This is a genomic window from Pseudovibrio sp. Alg231-02, from assembly GCF_900143565.1.
GTDB lineage: Bacteria > Pseudomonadota > Alphaproteobacteria > Rhizobiales > Stappiaceae > Pseudovibrio.
The window spans coordinates 254,654-271,959 of sequence record NZ_FREX01000003.1 but is presented as its reverse complement, the minus strand read 5'-3'; the positions used below and the strand labels follow the sequence as shown (position 1 = coordinate 271,959).

The window sequence follows — 17,306 nt, the reverse complement described above, 5'->3', positions numbered from 1 at the left end:
ATGACTACAGCAGATATTGAAAAGCCTTCCCCAGCAAAAGGCCGCGTCACACCCATGATGGCGCAATATATTGAGATTAAGACGGCAAATCCGGACAGTCTCCTGTTCTACCGAATGGGTGATTTCTACGAGCTGTTTTTTGAAGATGCAGAAGTTGCATCCCAATCTCTCGGAATTACGCTCACCAAACGCGGCAAGCATAATGGTGATGATATTCCCATGTGCGGCGTTCCCGTGCATGCCGCTGATGATTATCTGCAAAAACTGATCGGTCTTGGACACCGCGTTTCTGTTTGTGAGCAGACGGAAAATCCGGCAGAAGCCAAAAAACGTGGCTCCAAATCTGTTGTTCGCCGCGATGTGGTGCGCTTGGTGACACCGGGTACGATCACGGAAGATCGCCTTCTGGATGCCAGACGAAACAACTTCCTTGCCTCGTTAGCGCGGGTCAAAGGTGGGAGCACGGCTGACGGAAACCTCTATGGTCTCGCCTGGATTGATATGTCCACGGGCATGTTCCGCGTGGCTGAAAGTGACGATGTGCGCCTTGCTGCTGATCTGGCGCGCATTGATCCATCAGAATTGGTGCTTGCTGACGCACTTCTTCAGGAAACCGAGTTGCGAGCGACAGTCGAAGGACTTGGCGCTGCCCTTTCTCCTGTTCCACGCACGTTTTTTGATGGCGCAAACGCTCAGGATCGCCTCTCCACTTACTTCTCCGTCGGTACGCTGGACGGGTTCGCCAACTACACCCGTGCTGAACTGATCGCAGCCAGTGGCATTCTGGCCTACATCGACAAAACCCAGCTCGGTGAGCGCCCTCCTCTCGACCCACCAGTCAAAGAAGCCGCTGCAGGACAGTTGCTGATTGATCCGGCAACCCGCGCCAACCTTGAGCTGACTCGTACCCTGTCCGGCGAGCGTCGAGGCAGTTTGCTGTCTGCAATCGATAAAACCGTGACCGGAGCGGGTTCTCGCCTGCTTGCTAGTCGTCTGTCTGGTCCCCTTACGGACCCGGAACAAATCCGTCATCGTCAGGACACCATTGCGTTTTTTGCGTCCGACACCATGCAGCGTGAGGATATCCGCAGCCTGCTGAAATCCGCACCGGATATGTCTCGTGCGTTGTCCCGCCTTGCTGTGGACCGTGGAGGTCCGCGTGATTTGCAGTCCATCGCGTCTGCAATGAAATCTGCGCGAGAAATTGCAGGTTTGCTCGCCTCTGGCGGCGCCTTCCCTCAGGAAGTTGGCTTTGCCGTGCAAAAGTTGGAGCAAGCACCGCATGCGCTGGGTGAAAAGCTTAGCGTCGCGATTGCAGAAGAACCGCCACTTCTCAAGCGAGACGGCGGTTTCATTGCGCATAACTATCATCCAGACCTCGATGAGCTCAAAGCACTTCGCGATCAGAGCCGAAAAGTCATCGCACAGATGCAGGCGGATCTGGCCGAAGAGCTTGGCATTCGCTCACTGAAGATCAAGCACAACAACGTGCTTGGCTGGTTTATGGAAGCGCCGACCGCGCTGTGTGATCCGATGAAGGATGACCCTTCCCGCTTCATTCACCGTCAGTCTATGGCTGGCGCCATGCGCTTCACGACCACCGATCTTGCTGATCTGGAAAGCAAAATCGCAAGCGCAGGAGAACGCGCCCTTGCGATTGAGCTGGAAATCTTCAACGAGCTGACAAAGGCTGTTGTTGAGGCCGGTGGCCTGATTAAAGCTGCGGCTGAAGCTCTTGCAGTACTGGACGTATCAACCTCTCTTGCGGTTTTGGCGGAAGCTGAAAACTACATCCGCCCAATCGTTGATGGCTCGCTTGCCTTCACGATTGAAGGTGGCCGCCACCCGGTGGTGGAGCAAGCTCTTCGCAAATCTGGCGAACCATTTGTGGCAAACAATGCCAACCTCGGCCCGCAGGAAAGTTACGAAAATGGCCAGATCTGGCTGATCACTGGTCCTAACATGGCCGGTAAATCAACTTTCCTACGCCAGAATGCATTGATCGCAGTGCTGGCTCAAATGGGTAGTTTCGTTCCTGCAACGACTGCCCACATTGGCATTGTAGATCGCTTGTTCTCTCGTGTTGGCGCTGCTGATGACCTCGCCAGAGGCCGTTCAACCTTCATGGTTGAGATGGTGGAAACAGCTGCCATTCTCAATCAGGCCACGGACCGCTCTCTGGTGATTTTGGATGAAATCGGACGCGGAACAGCGACTTTTGACGGTCTTTCCATTGCATGGGCTGCCATTGAGCATCTGCACGAAACCAATCGCTCGCGCTCGCTCTTCGCGACGCACTACCATGAAATCACAGCACTCTCACAGCGTTTGGAGCGTCTCAACAACGCGACCGTGCGTGTGAAAGAGTGGAAAGGCGATGTTGTCTTCCTTCACGAAATCGTCGAAGGTGCTGCTGATCGTTCCTATGGTATTCAGGTCGCAAAACTGGCTGGTCTGCCGAAGACTGTTGTCAGCCGCGCGCAAAAGATCCTGACGCAGCTGGAAGAGCAAGACACCAACAAGCCTGCTGAGACACTTTTGGATGATCTGCCGCTCTTTGCATCCTTCTCGCAACCTCTGGAAACCATTCCGGAGCCGGAAGAACATGAGGAAGTCTCTGTTTCCAGTGAGCTTGTTGAATTGTTGGAGACCTTTGATCCTGATGATATGACACCGCGCCAGGCTCAGGAAGCGCTCTACGCTCTCAAGCAAAAGCACAAAGAGCTCAGCTCGAATTAATTTCGAGTTTGAAAACACAAGCAGTTTTAGCACCGCTGGAGATTTCCGGCGGTGTTTTCATGTGAAACCCGATAGTCGGGATGAGCAAGGCGGCAGGCAATACCTGCGCTACTTGTTTAAAAATGTTTCTTCAGCATTGGCTACGCGCCTTGCCCGGGCTTTTTATAATGAACTACGTCGCCTCTTTTGCCTATAAGGCACGATAGCCGGTTTCCCGGAAAGAAAGTGGCTTATCCAGACACGTTTCCATGCCCAAACAGTTCCTCCGTCTTTGACAAACACATCTGCAAAAGTGGATTTCTCCAACCGGTACATCTGCATCCGTCGCCGCGTGATACCCTATAGTCCTGGGCCCTTCCCCTCAAACCATGCGGTCACGTTTGAAGTTCGGTTCACCGGACCACTGAAAGGTGCGTTACGTCTTCCAATAGCCCCGCCCAGCCTACGACAAACTGACGGTCGCTCCGCCAGCAGCCCGTTACGTAGGCATATGAAGAGAATAGACGTTCTTCGGCATGGGGGGATAAGTTTTTAGCTATACTCACGACCTGTTACGAAACCGAAACGCACTCATGCTGATAGAGCGGTAAGTGAAGCTCTCATGCAGCTTTTCACCATAGGCATGCTCACCCGCAGCTCCATATGCCACCAGAAGCGGAAGGAAGTGTTCATCAGTCGGAAGTGCTTTTTTGTAGTACTTATGATTGCTGGAAGAGAGCAGTGCGCAGGTCTCCCCTTGTTCCGCAAGCTCGGTAATCCAGTGGTCAAACTCCAATGCCCAGTCTGGTGTGACACCATTGCCGCTGACTTCAGAAAAATTATGCGTCAACGCACCACTGCCAATAACAAGGATACCCTCTTCCGCCAGCGGAGCTAAAGCACGCCCTAGGTTAAAGCTCTCTTCGCTTCCATAGGCATAGGGCAAAGACACCTGAACCACTTGAATATCCGCATCAGGAAAAGCCAGTGACAAAGGAACCCAGGCACCGTGGTCCAAACCCCATGAATTATCTTCGCAAACGGTCAGACCATAGCGCGTAATGGCGTCGTGTGTGCGAGTAACCAGCCAGCTTGGGGCATCTGCAGCGTATTGCATGTCATAGAGTTTCGGCGAGAAGCCGCGAAAATCATGGATGGTCTTCAACGGACCTGCTGATGTGATGACAAGCCGCTCTGTTTGCCAGTGAGGCGAAATGATCACGATCGCATTGGGCTTAACCTCTGAAACACAAAGGTTTTTGAGAAACTGATGAGCTTCCAGCTCAGGTCTTATTGCGAGATCTGGTGCTCCATGGGGCAAAAAGAGAGGTGATTGTTTCATGTGAAACGCTTTTTTGTTTCGGTTTGTTGATGAATTCCTTATTCTCAACAGTGTATTGCATTAGCGAATTGCGACCAATCTCAGTAAAGTTGATAGGACTGTTCACTGAAAGTGACCTTATCGCAGGATAAGGACCTTGATCGAATTTCATGCGCCTACTGGAAGAAATTGCAAACTCCTGCTAGAAAAGACGCCTCTTATCAATGGGCCTCTTCATGACACCAAAACTAAAAATTACGCGCCTTCCCCACAGCGAAGGGTTAGAGCTTCCTGCTTATCAAAGTGCGGAGGCTGCTGGTTTGGATTTGCAGGCAGCAAATACAGATGCGATCGAGTTGAAGCCCGGACAGCGGGCGATGGTGCCAACGGGCCTTTCACTTGCTCTGCCATCTGGTCATGAGGGGCAGGTTCGTCCACGTTCAGGTCTGGCCGCTAAACACGGTGTGACGGTCCTCAACACACCAGGTACGGTTGATGCTGATTATCGCGGCGAAGTGAAGGTCATCCTGATCAATCTGGGGGGAGACTCCTTTGTGATTGAGCGCGGAATGCGCATCGCTCAAATGGTGGTGGCCCCTGTCACGCAAGTGCAGATCGAAGAAGTCAAAGAGCTTGAAACCACCGAACGTGGTGAAGGCGGGTTTGGCTCCTCTGGCGTTTAAGCGCATCTTCAAAGGATACGCTGGAAGAAAACTGGAGCGTCTCGCGTTAACTCCCATGAAGGCGAGAGGCTCCGCGGAATACAAGGAAGAATTATGAAGCCGGAATTGGTGATTTTCGATTGTGATGGCATTCTTGTCGACACCGAAACCATAGCGAATGAAGTCCTTTCTGACTTCATGAAGAAAATCGGCCTCGATTTCTCGCCTTTGGAATGTCACCACCGCTTCACCGGCACCGCAATGGACACCATTAAGGAAGAAGCCGAGCGCCTCAGCGGCAAAAAACTTCCTGATGACTGGGCTGCACAGGTCCGCCAGGCTGATCTGGTCGCGTTTGAAGCTGGTATTGAGCCAATTCCGGGTATTCTGGATGTTGTTGCTCATCTGAAAGCAGAAGGCATTCCATTCTGCGTTGGCTCCTCAGGTCGCTATGAGAAGATGCAGATGACACTTGGCTCTGCAGGCCTTTGGGAAACCTTCAAGGACGTGCTCTATTCCGCGCAGGACTGCAAAATGGGCAAACCAGCGCCGGATATCTTCCTCTATGCAGCCAAAGGCATGGGCTTTAAGCCAGAACAATGCGTTGTAATTGAAGACAGTATCGCAGGCATCAAAGCCGCAAAAGCCGCAGGAATGCGCGTCTTCAACTACACGGGCGATGTAAATGCAGACATCGAGCAGGCCAAATCTCTGGGCGCGATCACCTTCGGCCACATGTCAGACCTGCCGGACCTGTTGGGTCTTGAAGCGCTGGATCAAACCACTGCGTAGTTCATCTATTTTCGAGGAAATGGTCTTTTTTGCAAAAGACCATACTAAATCATCGCTCAGCTAGAATGTAATTCTATGTTCATGCAGTATTTTGCATCATGTTTCTATATCCTATAGTTTTCGGGGTTTTTGAAACCTCGAAAACCCTCGTTACACTTCCTACATTTCATTAAGAAATTTAATGAGGCTGCAGCTCGGGATTCTTCCGCCGAGACAGGGCTCAAACTCACAAGCAAATTGCATAAAGGGGATTTCGATGAGCACTTCCAAGCCGGGTCGTGGAAAAATTTACTCTTCCATCACTGAGACTATCGGAAACACACCAATCGTACGTCTGGACCGTTTGGCAAAGGCTCACGGCGTAAAAGGCAACCTGCTTGCCAAACTCGAGTTCTTCAACCCGATTTCCAGCGTGAAAGACCGTATCGGTGTCGCAATGGTTGAAGCAATGGAAGCAGCGGGCAAGATCATTCCGGGCAAAACCACTCTGATCGAGCCAACCTCCGGCAACACAGGCATCGCACTGGCCTTCGTCGCAGCTGCAAAAGGTTACCGCCTGATCCTCGTAATGCCAGAGACCATGTCCATCGAACGCCGTAAGATGTTGAAGCTTCTGGGTGCTGAGATTGACCTGACTGAAGGCCCAAAGGGCATGAAGGGTGCTGTCGCACGCGCAGAAGAGCTTCTGGCGGAGATTCCAGACGCAGTAATCCCGCAGCAGTTCGAAAATCCGGCTAACCCTGAGATCCACCGCAAAACCACTGCTGAAGAAATCTGGAACGATACCGACGGAAACGTTGATGTATTCGTATCCGGCATCGGCACCGGCGGCACCATCACGGGCACTTCTCAGGTGCTGAAAGAGCGCAATCCAGCCCTTCACGTGGTCGCTGTTGAGCCAGCTGACAGCCCGCTTTTGTCCGGCGGTCAGCCTGGTCCGCACAAAATTCAGGGCATCGGCGCTGGTTTTGTGCCGGGCGTTCTGGATACCGCTGTTTATGATGAAGTGGTCACCGTTTCCAATGAGGACTCGTTTGCACTGTCTCGTGAAGTGGCGAAAACAGAAGGCGTTCCGGTCGGTATCTCTTCCGGAGCGGCGCTGAAAGCTGCGATCGAAGTTGGCAAGCGTGATGAAATGGCAGGCAAAAACATTGTCATCATCATCCCAAGCTTCGCGGAGCGTTACCTCTCAACCGCTCTCTTTGAAGGTCTGGATGCCTAATTCCAGCGAGATCTGAAACGAATTAAGGGAGGCAATTGCCTCCCTTTTTTGTGTCTACCGATCATTTCGAGTCTGAATCGAACCTTGTTTACTCAGGCGGTGTGCCATTTCTGTCAAGAATTTCGCCAGCTAAGTAAAGTGAGCCACCAAACAGAATGCGTGGTGCTTCGTCTTCATCCTGCGCACGTCGTCTGATCTCCGCAATTGCTCTGTCCATAGTGCCGTGAGCCGATGCCGAAAGGCCCGCAGCCTGCGCAATCTCGGCAAGTTCAATCGGAGACCGCCCTGCGCTTGTGGTGGTCAACGGCACGCAGATGACATGCTTCGCCAGCCCTTCAAACTGCTCAAAGAACCCTTCCGGATCTTTCGTGTTCATCATGCCCATGACCAGATAGGTCGGACGGGATGCCTTATCCGTCAAATCCGCAAGGAAAGAAGCAATCACCTTGGCCGCGCCGGGGTTATGCCCGCCATCAACCCAGATCTCACTGCTTTCCGGCAGCTCGTCAAAGAGCTTGCCTTCATAAAGAGGTTGCATCCGTGCTGGCCAGTTGATGGAGCGCAGCGCTTTATCGCAAGCAACCCGCGCCTCTTCGCTCTCAAGCAGTCCTGCCGCCCGCAGCGCAGCCAATGCAAGACCGGAGTTGGACATCTGATGGAAACCGGCAAGCTTTGGCGGTGAAAGGTCCAGCAACCCAAATTCATCCTGATAAACAAGCCGCCCGCCCTCTTCCCAGGCAGAAAACTCCTGCCCCTGAAACCAGATAGGCGCGCGCTCCCGCCCGGCTTTGTTCTCAATCACATCCCACACGGCATCCGCTTGTGGACCCACAACAACAGGGCAACCCGGCTTGATGATCCCAGCCTTCTCCAGCGCAATGCCTTCAAGGCTATCACCCAGGAAATTCTCGTGGTCTTTTGAGATCGGAGTGATCACACTCACCAGCGGCTTCTCAACAACGTTGGTGGCATCCAGAACACCACCAAGCCCAACTTCGAGAACAAGATAATCAGCAGGATTGTTGGCAAACAGGTAGAACGCAACAGCTGTTGTCGCCTCAAAAAACGTCAGCTCATGGCCATCATTGGCTTTCTCAACCTGCTCAATCGCTTCAAGCAATGCATCATCTTCAACAAAGCAACCTGTACCACCCAGCCGAATGCGCTCGTTGAAGCGAACCAGATGCGGTGAGGAATACACATGAACGGTTTTCCCCTGTGCCTCCAGAAGTGCCCTGACAGAGGCTCCGGTAGAGCCTTTGCCATTGGTCCCCGCTATATGGAAAACTGGCGGAATGCGTGTCTCAGGGCTCCCCAGCGCCTTCATGACCCGATGCATACGGTCTAAGGACAGATCAATTTCATCGGGATGAAGTTTCATCAAACGATCAAGGGCGGCTTTGATCTTGTTCATTGGCTATCCACCTTCAAATCTGCTGGGCAACTGAATAAAGAAAAAGCCCGGCACGGTATGCCGGACTTTTAAAAGCAAATCGCAACTCCGTGAGCCGTAAAGATTTATGGGGTTGCAGCAACCTCAGTGCTAGCCTCTGGTTCTGCAGGCTTTTCTTCAAGCACTGGCAGCTGAGCTTCACGCTTCATCAGCAGGTTACACAGGTTGGAAATGGTTTCTTTCAGCTCGTGACGATGCACAACCATGTCGACCATACCGTGATCACGCAGATACTCAGAACGCTGGAAGCCTTCAGGAAGCTTCTCGCGAATAGTCTGCTCAATCACGCGCTGGCCAGCAAAGCCGATCAAAGCGTTAGGCTCAGCAATGTGAACATCGCCCAGCATCGCGTAGGAAGCCGTTACACCACCGGTCGTCGGGTTGGTCAGCACCACAATGTAAGGCAGGCCTGCTTCACGCAGCATTTGCACGGTTACAGTGGTCCGTGGCAGCTGCATCAGCGAGAGGATGCCTTCCTGCATGCGTGCGCCGCCGGAAGCGGCAAACATGACGAAAGGTGTTTTGTGCTCAACGGCATGTTCCATACCGCGGATGATCGCTTCACCAGCTGCCATGCCAAGAGAACCGCCCATGAAGGCGAAATCCTGAACAGCAGTGGTCATGTCGTAGCCATTCACCTTACCGCTGGCGACAACGACAGAGTCGGTCATCTCGGTTTTGGCTTTGGCATCTTTCAGGCGATCAACATACTTGCGCTGGTCGCGGAATTTCAGTGGGTCGACAGCAACTTCTGGAGTCTCGATGCTGGTGTATTCACCCTGGTCAAAGAAATACTCCAAACGCTTCTTGCTGGAGAGGCGCATATGAAAGTTGGAGTTTGGTACAACCCACTGGTTTGCCTCCAAATCGCGATGGAAGACCATCTCGCCAGTTTCAGGGCACTTGATCCAAAGGTTTTCCGGAATTTCGCGCTTTTCGAGAAAGCTGCGGATTTTCGGCCGTACGACGTTGTTAATCCAGTTCACGGGCTGCCGCCTGTCTTTAATTTCGTTTTCAATTTTTAATGGCCATTAAACGGGCCATACGTAAAGCAATACTTATTTCCGAGCTTTTTCTACACCCACACGTAGTGAGCGCACAACTTCGGTAACAGCAGCTTGTGTCTGATTTGTGGCTTTACCGTTGTCGTCAAGGCTTGTTCTAATCGCCTCAACAAGAATGGAGCCAACCACCACACCGTCAGCATGCTTGCCAATTTCCTCTGCTTGTTCAGCGGTTTTAATGCCAAAGCCAACAGCAACAGGAAGCTCAGTGTGGGATTTAATTCGTGTAACTGCCTTAGCAACAGCAGTGGTGTCTGCAGCGGCAGATCCGGTTACACCAGTTACGGATACGTAGTAAACAAAACCTGATGTATTCGCCAGAACAGTTGGAAGGCGTTTGTCATCAGTTGTTGGTGTCGTTAGGCGGATAAAGTTCACACCACCCTCAATCGCCGGAATGCAGAGTTCATCATCTGCTTCGGCAGGCACATCAACAACAATAAGACCATCAACGCCAGCCTCACGTGCTTCTTTCACAAAAGCAGCGCTGCCACGAACAAAGATTGGGTTGTAATAACCCATCAGAACGATTGGGGTGTCATTGTCCTTTTTGCGGAACTCACGCACCATCTGAAGCGTTTTGTCCATCGTGTGACCATGCGCTAGAGAGCGCTGAGTCGCCAGCTGGATTGGAACACCTTCAGCCATCGGGTCGGAAAACGGCATGCCAAGCTCAATAACATCACTACCCGCTTCTGGAAGTGCATCCAGAATAGCTTGTGAAGTGGCGAGGTCCGGGTCTCCGGCCGTAATAAAAGTTACGAGCGCAGGACGTCCTTCAGCCTTTAGCTTAGCAAAGCGTCGATCAATACGAGTTTCAATCATTCATCCGACCATCTGATGTATTGGGGCAAGCCCCACCAATCAATCAGCAAGGATGTAGGGGTGCAACTAGCCCTCTGTCAATAAACACAGCGCAAATTGAATGCGTTTCTGGCGAATTTTATAAGAAATAGACAACAGCTCCAGAGAATATCCAGCGATAAAGACTCTCAAGGTCTCAGATTGACCATTACGTCAAATATAATATTGCCTGCTCTGATCGTGAGCATATGGTGAACTCGACCCACTAAGCGGCAATAAGCACTGTATTTTTAGATCTGTGGTAGAACCAGTTTTAAGCATCGAAACGCGATAAACAGCCATATCAATAATCAATTCAACCCCCCTTAGACCATAGTTGTGTGGCTCATATGACAACCCTCTGCTTTGGTTCCGGCGTATTTTTTAATGAGATTAGTTTTGGGGTAAGAGATGCGAGGATGGAAGGCGATAGTTTTTATGTGTTTGGCGGTGGTTCTTTCCGCCTGCGTAGATATTGAGTTGCACTATGATTTTGCTGAGGATGGTTCTGTCACACAGCGCATGACCTACAAGATGACAGAGGCTACCTATGCCCGTATGCAGGAAAAAAAGAAGCAAAACTCAGGTCCGGTTCCTGTGGTGGCCTTTTGTGATAACGGCGAGGTAAAGCGGGAAAACGGGTTTGTGTTCTGCAGCAATACCGTTGAACAGAGTTTACCTGATTTGCTCTTACCAGAGCAAGAAACCCCTTCGCCCCCTACATCCATGGGGCCATCCGTTCTCCAGTTAACTCGGGTGGATGATACGAGCTTACAAGTGGTCTTGAAGGTGTCGGATTTCAATAATGCCGATTCTGGAACTACAGTCCTGACCAAAGCCACTTTTCTTGAGAAAGCTGTGCTGTCTCAAGCTCTTGCTGAGCGCAATCTGACCGTAATCCTTAGCGGCCCTGCGCTTATCAATGCTTCTGGAAACAAGATTGCAGACACAACGCAATCAGTAACATCGGTTCCACTCACTGATCTCATCACCGGCCAACTTGATGCAAAAGATCCCTCCGCCACTTTCCGATTTGCTCACCCCTTGCCTCCTGATAGAGAGAAGCAGGTAAAAATGATGTCTCAACTTTTCGAGGGCTATCAGTTCGACAATTGGGAAGACATGCACGGTCCAATATCGGATTACCTTCAACAGCAACCGCGTATGATGACTTGTGGAGTCCGCATGACAGAGCAGGCCTGTAAAGTTACGCGGGCAGAACTGGCTCAGCGCATCACGGCCGATAACACTGGCTTCAAAGAGCAGTTTATAAAGGTTCTTCACGCGCGTTATAGTATTCAGGATCTTCAGGACATGCTGGGGCTGGCTCAACAGAACCCTACTCTGTTCAAGTCACTCGTGTGCGATGACTTCCCACAAATGGACCGGCGCTGTGTGGTTATGGCACATACGGTGGATGCCTTGTTGCTCAAACACATCGTTGCGGCCAACGAGGCAGCGCAAGCGCGCGTGTCGCCCTTTTTAAAGGATGAGTGAGTGCGCCAGTAAAAGCAGCCGCAACACTCCGGAAAGCAAAAAAGCCGCAGATTATCTGCGGCTTTCTCAGTCTTGAAACTAAACGCTTATTAGCCGCGACGGCTTTCCAAAAAGCCAACAATGCGACGTACATCATGCAGCACTGGTTCTGCAATCTCAGCAGCACGCTCAGCACCATCACGAAGAACGGCATCAACGCTTGCAGGATCATCCATGATCCGGCGCATCTCACCGTTCATTGGCGCAAGTTTCTCAACAGCCAGCTCAGAAAGAGCTGGTTTGAATGCTGAGAACTGCTGGCCGCCAAACTCGCCCAGAACGTCCGCTTTGGTCCGTCCGGAAAGGGCTGCATAAATACCAACAAGGTTGTCAGCTTCCGCACGACCTTCCAGTCCATCCACTTCACTTGGAAGAGCCTCAGGATCGGTCTTTGCCTTTCTGATTTTCTTCGCAATCGTGTCCTGATCATCAGTCAGGTTGATGCGGGAAAGATCAGAAGGATCAGACTTGGACATCTTCTTGTTGCCGTCACGCAGGCTCATGATACGGGTCGCAGGACCAGTGATCATTGGCTCAGTGACCGGGAAGTAAAGCTCATCCGGCGCTTCATGAGATGGTTCAGGGTTTGGAACACCAAGACCCAGCTCTTTGATGCGATCAGCAAAGTCATTGTTGAACTTCTGCGCAATATCGCGTGTCAGCTCAAGGTGCTGCTTCTGGTCATCGCCAACCGGAACATGGGTAGCGCGGTAAGCCAGAATGTCTGCTGCCATCAGGTTAGGATAAGCAAACAGACCAACAGAAGCGTTTTCTGCGTTCTTTCCTGCTTTGTCCTTGAACTGAGTCATGCGCTTCAGCCAGCCCATGCGGGCGATACAGTTGAAAATCCATGCCAGTTCAGCATGTTCTTTCACCTGGCTCTGGTTGAAGATGATCGACTTCTTCGGATCAACACCGGCTGCGAGGTAAGCTGCTGTTACTTCACGGGTCTGCTGCGTCAGCTCGGCAGGGTCCTGCCAGACTGTGATCGCATGCATGTCAACGATGGAGAAGATGGTCGGCATCTGGTCCTGAAGCGGAACAAAGCGGACAATAGCACCGAGGTAGTTACCAAGGTGAAGGTTTCCGGTTGGTTGAACACCGGAGAAAACGCGAGGCTGAAACGCCGTCATAACAAATATCCCTAGGCTTGGGCCTGTTGGAAGGGCCAGTGGGTTGCGCGGGCATAGATTGAATGGGTGACAAACAAACTAGAACAGCCCGCGCAGATTAAGCCCGGTGGTTATGACTGCGCTTTTTCGTATGTGCAAGTGATTTGCAGAGTGAGAAAGTCTTTATCGCCGCAATTTCTGCAGTTGTGCGCGAAAATCCACGGTCCCAGTGAGCTGAACCAAAATCCCAAAGGAAATCAGGCCAATGGTGACAAGAAGGACCAGCTCGCTGGCTCGCACAACAAACAGATTGGAGGTTGAAAGCGGCTCCAGAACAAGCGTGCCGCCATAGACCACAACACCCATCAAAGCGCTGGCAAAGCCCAATAGCGGAATTCTTTTCAGCAATGCTGCGTCGACAACAAAATGACCACGCCGCCACAGCACAAAGGCCAGCAGCGCCGAGTTGACCCAACCCGCAGCAGTTGTCCCAATCGCGATGCCCACGTGTTTGAAGGTGGGGAACAACAAGATTGAGAGCGCCACGTTCACCACCATGGCAACAGCGGCAAAGTACATTGGGGTCTTGGTATCTTCCCGTGCAAAGAAGCCAGGGGACAGCACCTTATTCAGCACAAACGCAGGCAAACCAACGGCAAATGCCATCAAAGCCAAAGCAGTCTGCTCAACAGCAGCATCCGTAAACTGACCGCGCTGGAATAACACAGAAATCACGGTATCTGGGATGATCACGAGTGCGACTGCAGCCGGAAGAGTAAGCGCAAGAGCGAACTCCATGGAACGGTTCTGTGTATGATGAACCAGCTCTTCCTGACCAGAGCGCAACTGCCGTGTCAGGCTTGGCAAAAGCACAACACCAATCGCAATTCCCACCACACCCAGTGGCAGCTGGTATATCCTGTCAGCATAGTAAAGGTATGAATTCGCACTACTTTCCAGCGATGCGATGATAGTGCCAACCGTGATGTTGATCTGCGTAATCCCCCCGGCAATCACACCGGGAACACCCAAAACCAGCAAGCGCTTTACGCCTGGCGTCCATCGTGGGCGCATGATAGGGACGCGAAACCCGAGCCGCTTCATACCAATGGCAACGACAGCGAGCTGAACAACACCTGCAACAGCAACACCAGCAACCAATAGGACACCGGTCGTCTGATCAGGTTCCATCCCATAAAAACCAATGGCTGCGAGCACGCCCATCATCACCACATTGAGCATGACGGGAGCCATCGCTGCGGCTAGAAACCTTTGAAAGGTATTGAGAATTCCACTCAAAAACGCAAGCAGAGACATAAACAGCAAATACGGAAATGCTATGCGTGACATGAGGACGGTAAGGTCAAACTTTGCTGGGTCAGAGAAATAACCCGGCGCCAGCACATGCACGAGCAAAGGCATGAAAACCTCGGCCAAAGCGAGGATAACCACCAGCGTCCAGAACAAAGCCGCCGCAATCTCACCAGCAAACTTCCGCGCGCCCTGCTCTCCGTCTTCCTCAACAGAGCGGGCAAACAGTGGTACGAAAGCTGAGTTAAATGCACCTTCTGCGAACAATCTGCGGAACAGGTTTGGTAAGCGGAAAGCCACAACAAAAGCATCTGCAACAGGACCAGTGCCTACAAAGGCAGCCAGCATCACATCTCGCCCAAACCCGCAGAGACGGCTTAGCATTGTTGCACCACCAACCGTGGCGAAGCTCTTGAAAAGGCTCATATAAAATTACTTACCTGTATGTTTTTGAGGTTTACGGCGTGAGCTCGTAGGCGCTTTTTGTGGCTTTTTACCGTCAAAGGCATTTTTGAGTCTATCGCGAATAGATTCCTGACGCCCCACATTGTGAACTTTCTGGCCAGTCAGATCGGTCACGTAAAATACATCGACCGCTTTCTCCCCAAAAGTCCCAACATGAGCACTCGCAATATTCAGGTTGAGAGCCGAGATCTCGGTGGTCAAATCAGAAAGCAAACCCGGTCGGTCAAGTCCGGTCACTTCAAGAACCGTATAGTTTTCTGACCACGAATTGCTAACTAAAACAGTTGTTTGCAGCGTAAACGCCTTGTTACGAGCATTCGGCTTTGTCGCTGCACCCTTCAGCTCAGGAACAGGCGCGGTCCCACGCAGTGCTTCTTTAATCAAACAGCAAATCCGCTCCCCGCGACGATACTCATCATCGTCCTCAGGCAGCTCACGGCTGATGTAGATCGTATCCAGCGCGAGCCCGTCTTTAGTGGTGTCGATATGCGCGTCCACAATGTTCCCACCTGCTGCGAAGCAAGCCCGCGCAATTGTGGAGAGTAATCTTGGATGATCCGGTGCCAGAACGGTGATTTCTGTAACGCCCTCAAAAGCATGAGGCTCTACTGAGGTCGCCAGATGCTCCTCTTCCTTGTCCGTTTTGCGGATCAGGTTCGCATGGTTGATCTTGCTCTTCAGATCAACGCGCAGCCAATAGGCCGGATAGTGGCGATTGAGGTAATTATCCAGCTCCTCATCAGTCCAGCCTACCAGCTCTTCGGCCAGCTCTTGCTTCGCATGGTCAACACGCTGCTGCTGGCTCATACGGCCATGACCACCGCTGAGGATCGTCTCGCTCTCATAATAGAGCGTGCGCAGCAACTGCCCTTTCCAGCCATTAAATACATTCGGACCCACTGCCCGAATGTCCGCAACCGTCAAAATCAATAGGAGCTGCAAACGCTCCAGACTCTGCACTTTACGGCAGAAATCCTTGATGGTTTTCGGATCACTCAAGTCGCGAGACTGTGCAACCGTACTCATTTCCAGATGCTGCTCGATGAGCCAGGCGACCGTATCAGTCTCTGCTGGAGAAAGGCCAAGACGTGGGCAAATCTTCCGCGCAATCTTGGCTCCTGCAATAGAATGATCCTCTGGCCGTCCCTTCGCCACATCATGCAAAAGCATTGCAACATAAAGGACTTTTCGGCTGTGAACCGATTTGATCAGATCCGTTGCCAGAGGGTGACTATCCCCACCCATCCCGCGCTCAATTTCAGAAAGAACGCCAACTGATCGGATGAGGTGTTCGTCGACAGTGTAGTGGTGGTACATGTTGAACTGCATCATGGCGACGACCTTCCGGAACTCCGGCAGGAACTGGCCAAGGATGGACGACTCGTTCATCGCACGCAAAACGGTTTCCGGATCACTGCGACTTGTCAGGACCTTCAGGAACAGCCGATTCGCTTGTTCATTCTTGCGGAATTCCGCATTGATCAGCCGCCTGGATCGACGAACCAGTTTCAGCAATTCCGGATGCATATCCAAATTGGTTTTGTCGATCAGATAAAACACACGGATCACATTGACCGGATCTTTCTCAAAGACATCCGGCTTCGCAGCTATAATGCGCCCGTTCTCGACAAGGAAGTCCTTGGTTCCTTTGATAGATCGCCGCTTATGCTTGCTTCCCGGAACAAAACTACCAAGGAACCGCGAAATACTTGGGGCGGACTTCACATGCTGCTCTTCAAGCGCAGCCGCAAAAATGCGTGTCAGATCACCAACATCCTTCGCAACAAGGAAGTAGTGCTTCATGAAGCGCTCAACAGCCCGCATGCCGGGATGATCCATATATCCGAGACGGTCAGCAATTTCCCGTTGAACATCAAAGCTTAAGCGTTCTTCAGGACGGTTCGTCAAAAAATGCAGATGACAGCGGACTGCCCAGAGAAAATCCTGACTCTTTCGGAACCGATTCAATACACGTCGCGAGAAGACACCCTTTTCAACCAGCCCTAAGCCACTGGGAACGCGATAAAAATACTTGGCGATCCAGAACAGCGTGTTCAGATCACGCATGCCGCCTTTGCCTTCTTTGACATTGGGTTCAACAAGATAGCGGGACGCGCCGTGGCGTTCATGACGATCATCTCGTTCAGCAAGCTTGGCAGCGATGAAATCCGGTCCTGTACCGGAAACGATTTCCTTGTCAAAGCGCTTGGTAAGCTCTTGGAAAAGCTCAAGATCACCCCAAACATAACGCGCTTCCAAAACAGCTGTGCGAACGGTCATATCTTCGCGGCACTGCTTGATTGTCTCATCAAGGTTGCGCGTGGAATGACCGACCTTCAGGCCCATGTCCCAAAGCATGTAGAGGATGAACTCAACAACCTGATCACCCCAGGGCGTCTGCTTGTACGGCCAGAGAAACAGCAAATCCACGTCAGAGTGCGGCGCCATCGTTCCGCGCCCATAACCACCAACAGCTATGATGCTGATACGCTCGGATTTTGTTGGATTTTCAACGGGATAAACATAGGTAACCGCGAACTCATAGATCACCTGAATGAGCATATCCTGCACGCAAGACAAGCGCTCGGAACATCGCCGGCCCTGCCCGTCTTCCATCAGGAGCTTTTCAATCTCTTTAAAGGCTGCTTTGTGCGTGGCTTTCAGCTTCGTCAAAACATCACTGCGCAGCTTAAAGCTGTTGCCGTCGCCATCGTGCTTCTCAACCAGCTCTTTGAGTTCGTTGAGAAGGGATTGGGGATCAACCAGTTGATCTACTTTGAGTTCTTCAGGCGTCATATCAGCAGTCC

General features: G+C 51.8%; 12 protein-coding genes. 5 read left to right on the top strand and 7 right to left on the bottom strand.

All coding sequences use genetic code 11. The annotated features are described in order from the left end of the window. Positions 1–2,739: a DNA mismatch repair protein MutS gene (mutS, locus tag DHN43_RS10715; RefSeq protein WP_108818584.1), complete on the top strand. Its 2,739-nt coding sequence runs from the start codon at positions 1–3 to the stop codon at positions 2,737–2,739. A 541-nt stretch (positions 2,740–3,280) separates the two neighbouring features. On the opposite strand, the gene DHN43_RS10710 is transcribed toward mutS, so the two are convergent. Beyond that, positions 3,281–4,060, bottom strand: a complete 780-nt coding sequence (locus tag DHN43_RS10710; RefSeq protein ID WP_108818583.1) for a DODA-type extradiol aromatic ring-opening family dioxygenase — start codon at positions 4,058–4,060, stop codon at positions 3,281–3,283. 203 nt (positions 4,061–4,263) lie between these two features. Here DHN43_RS10710 and dut point away from each other — a divergent pair, with 203 nt between their 5' ends. The 3 genes from dut to cysK all read left to right on the top strand — a co-directional run bounded on the left by dut (position 4,264) and on the right by cysK (position 6,715). Beyond that, positions 4,264–4,722, top strand: a complete 459-nt coding sequence (gene dut / locus DHN43_RS10705; protein ID WP_108818582.1) for a dUTP diphosphatase — start codon at positions 4,264–4,266, stop codon at positions 4,720–4,722. 93 nt (positions 4,723–4,815) lie between these two features. Further along, positions 4,816–5,493, top strand: coding sequence for an HAD family hydrolase (locus DHN43_RS10700; RefSeq protein ID WP_108818581.1), 678 nt, complete (start codon positions 4,816–4,818; stop codon positions 5,491–5,493). A 256-nt stretch (positions 5,494–5,749) separates the two neighbouring features. Then, on the top strand, positions 5,750–6,715 hold the full coding sequence (cysK, locus tag DHN43_RS10695) for a cysteine synthase A (protein WP_063292542.1): 966 nt from the start codon (positions 5,750–5,752) through the stop codon (positions 6,713–6,715). A gap of 88 nt (positions 6,716–6,803) precedes the next feature. On the opposite strand, the gene DHN43_RS10690 is transcribed toward cysK, so the two are convergent. The 3 genes from DHN43_RS10690 to trpA form a co-directional block, all read right to left on the bottom strand. Continuing rightward, positions 6,804–8,129 carry a bifunctional folylpolyglutamate synthase/dihydrofolate synthase gene (locus DHN43_RS10690; protein WP_108818580.1) on the bottom strand — a complete coding sequence of 442 codons (1,326 nt, stop codon included), beginning with the start codon at positions 8,127–8,129 and terminating at the stop codon, positions 6,804–6,806. A gap of 104 nt (positions 8,130–8,233) precedes the next feature. Next, positions 8,234–9,154, bottom strand: coding sequence for an acetyl-CoA carboxylase, carboxyltransferase subunit beta (accD, locus tag DHN43_RS10685; protein WP_063298936.1), 921 nt, complete (start codon positions 9,152–9,154; stop codon positions 8,234–8,236). A 72-nt stretch (positions 9,155–9,226) separates the two neighbouring features. Beyond that, positions 9,227–10,057, bottom strand: coding sequence for a tryptophan synthase subunit alpha (gene trpA / locus DHN43_RS10680; RefSeq protein WP_063303359.1), 831 nt, complete (start codon positions 10,055–10,057; stop codon positions 9,227–9,229). A gap of 462 nt (positions 10,058–10,519) precedes the next feature. Between trpA and DHN43_RS10675 the strand changes: the two genes are divergently transcribed. Further along, positions 10,520–11,572 carry a hypothetical protein gene (locus tag DHN43_RS10675; RefSeq protein ID WP_159096822.1) on the top strand — a complete coding sequence of 351 codons (1,053 nt, stop codon included), beginning with the start codon at positions 10,520–10,522 and terminating at the stop codon, positions 11,570–11,572. A gap of 89 nt (positions 11,573–11,661) precedes the next feature. Here the strand turns inward: DHN43_RS10675 and trpS are convergent, their stop codons facing one another. The 3 genes from trpS to DHN43_RS10660 form a co-directional block, all read right to left on the bottom strand. Then, positions 11,662–12,744, bottom strand: a complete 1,083-nt coding sequence (gene trpS / locus DHN43_RS10670) for a tryptophan--tRNA ligase (protein ID WP_063308965.1) — start codon at positions 12,742–12,744, stop codon at positions 11,662–11,664. 162 nt (positions 12,745–12,906) lie between these two features. Further along, on the bottom strand, positions 12,907–14,460 hold the full coding sequence (gene murJ / locus DHN43_RS10665; RefSeq protein WP_108818578.1) for a murein biosynthesis integral membrane protein MurJ: 1,554 nt from the start codon (positions 14,458–14,460) through the stop codon (positions 12,907–12,909). A gap of 6 nt (positions 14,461–14,466) precedes the next feature. Beyond that, positions 14,467–17,295, bottom strand: a complete 2,829-nt coding sequence (locus DHN43_RS10660; protein WP_108818577.1) for a [protein-PII] uridylyltransferase — start codon at positions 17,293–17,295, stop codon at positions 14,467–14,469. Between the last annotated feature and the right edge of the window lie 11 nt (positions 17,296–17,306).

What these genes read in the sequence shown, in the direction of transcription:
- mutS (WP_108818584.1), top strand. Translation starts at nt 1, where the DNA reads ATGACTACAGCAGATATTGAAAAGCCTTCCCCAGCAAAAGGCCGCGTC.
- DHN43_RS10710 (WP_108818583.1), bottom strand. Translation starts at nt 4,060, where the DNA reads ATGAAACAATCACCTCTCTTTTTGCCCCATGGAGCACCAGATCTCGCA.
- DHN43_RS10690 (WP_108818580.1), bottom strand. Translation starts at nt 8,129, where the DNA reads ATGAACAAGATCAAAGCCGCCCTTGATCGTTTGATGAAACTTCATCCC.
- trpA (WP_063303359.1), bottom strand. Translation starts at nt 10,057, where the DNA reads ATGATTGAAACTCGTATTGATCGACGCTTTGCTAAGCTAAAGGCTGAA.
- dut (WP_108818582.1), top strand. Translation starts at nt 4,264, where the DNA reads ATGGGCCTCTTCATGACACCAAAACTAAAAATTACGCGCCTTCCCCAC.
- murJ (WP_108818578.1), bottom strand. Translation starts at nt 14,460, where the DNA reads ATGAGCCTTTTCAAGAGCTTCGCCACGGTTGGTGGTGCAACAATGCTA.
- trpS (WP_063308965.1), bottom strand. Translation starts at nt 12,744, where the DNA reads ATGACGGCGTTTCAGCCTCGCGTTTTCTCCGGTGTTCAACCAACCGGA.
- DHN43_RS10700 (WP_108818581.1), top strand. Translation starts at nt 4,816, where the DNA reads ATGAAGCCGGAATTGGTGATTTTCGATTGTGATGGCATTCTTGTCGAC.
- DHN43_RS10660 (WP_108818577.1), bottom strand. Translation starts at nt 17,295, where the DNA reads ATGACGCCTGAAGAACTCAAAGTAGATCAACTGGTTGATCCCCAATCC.
- cysK (WP_063292542.1), top strand. Translation starts at nt 5,750, where the DNA reads ATGAGCACTTCCAAGCCGGGTCGTGGAAAAATTTACTCTTCCATCACT.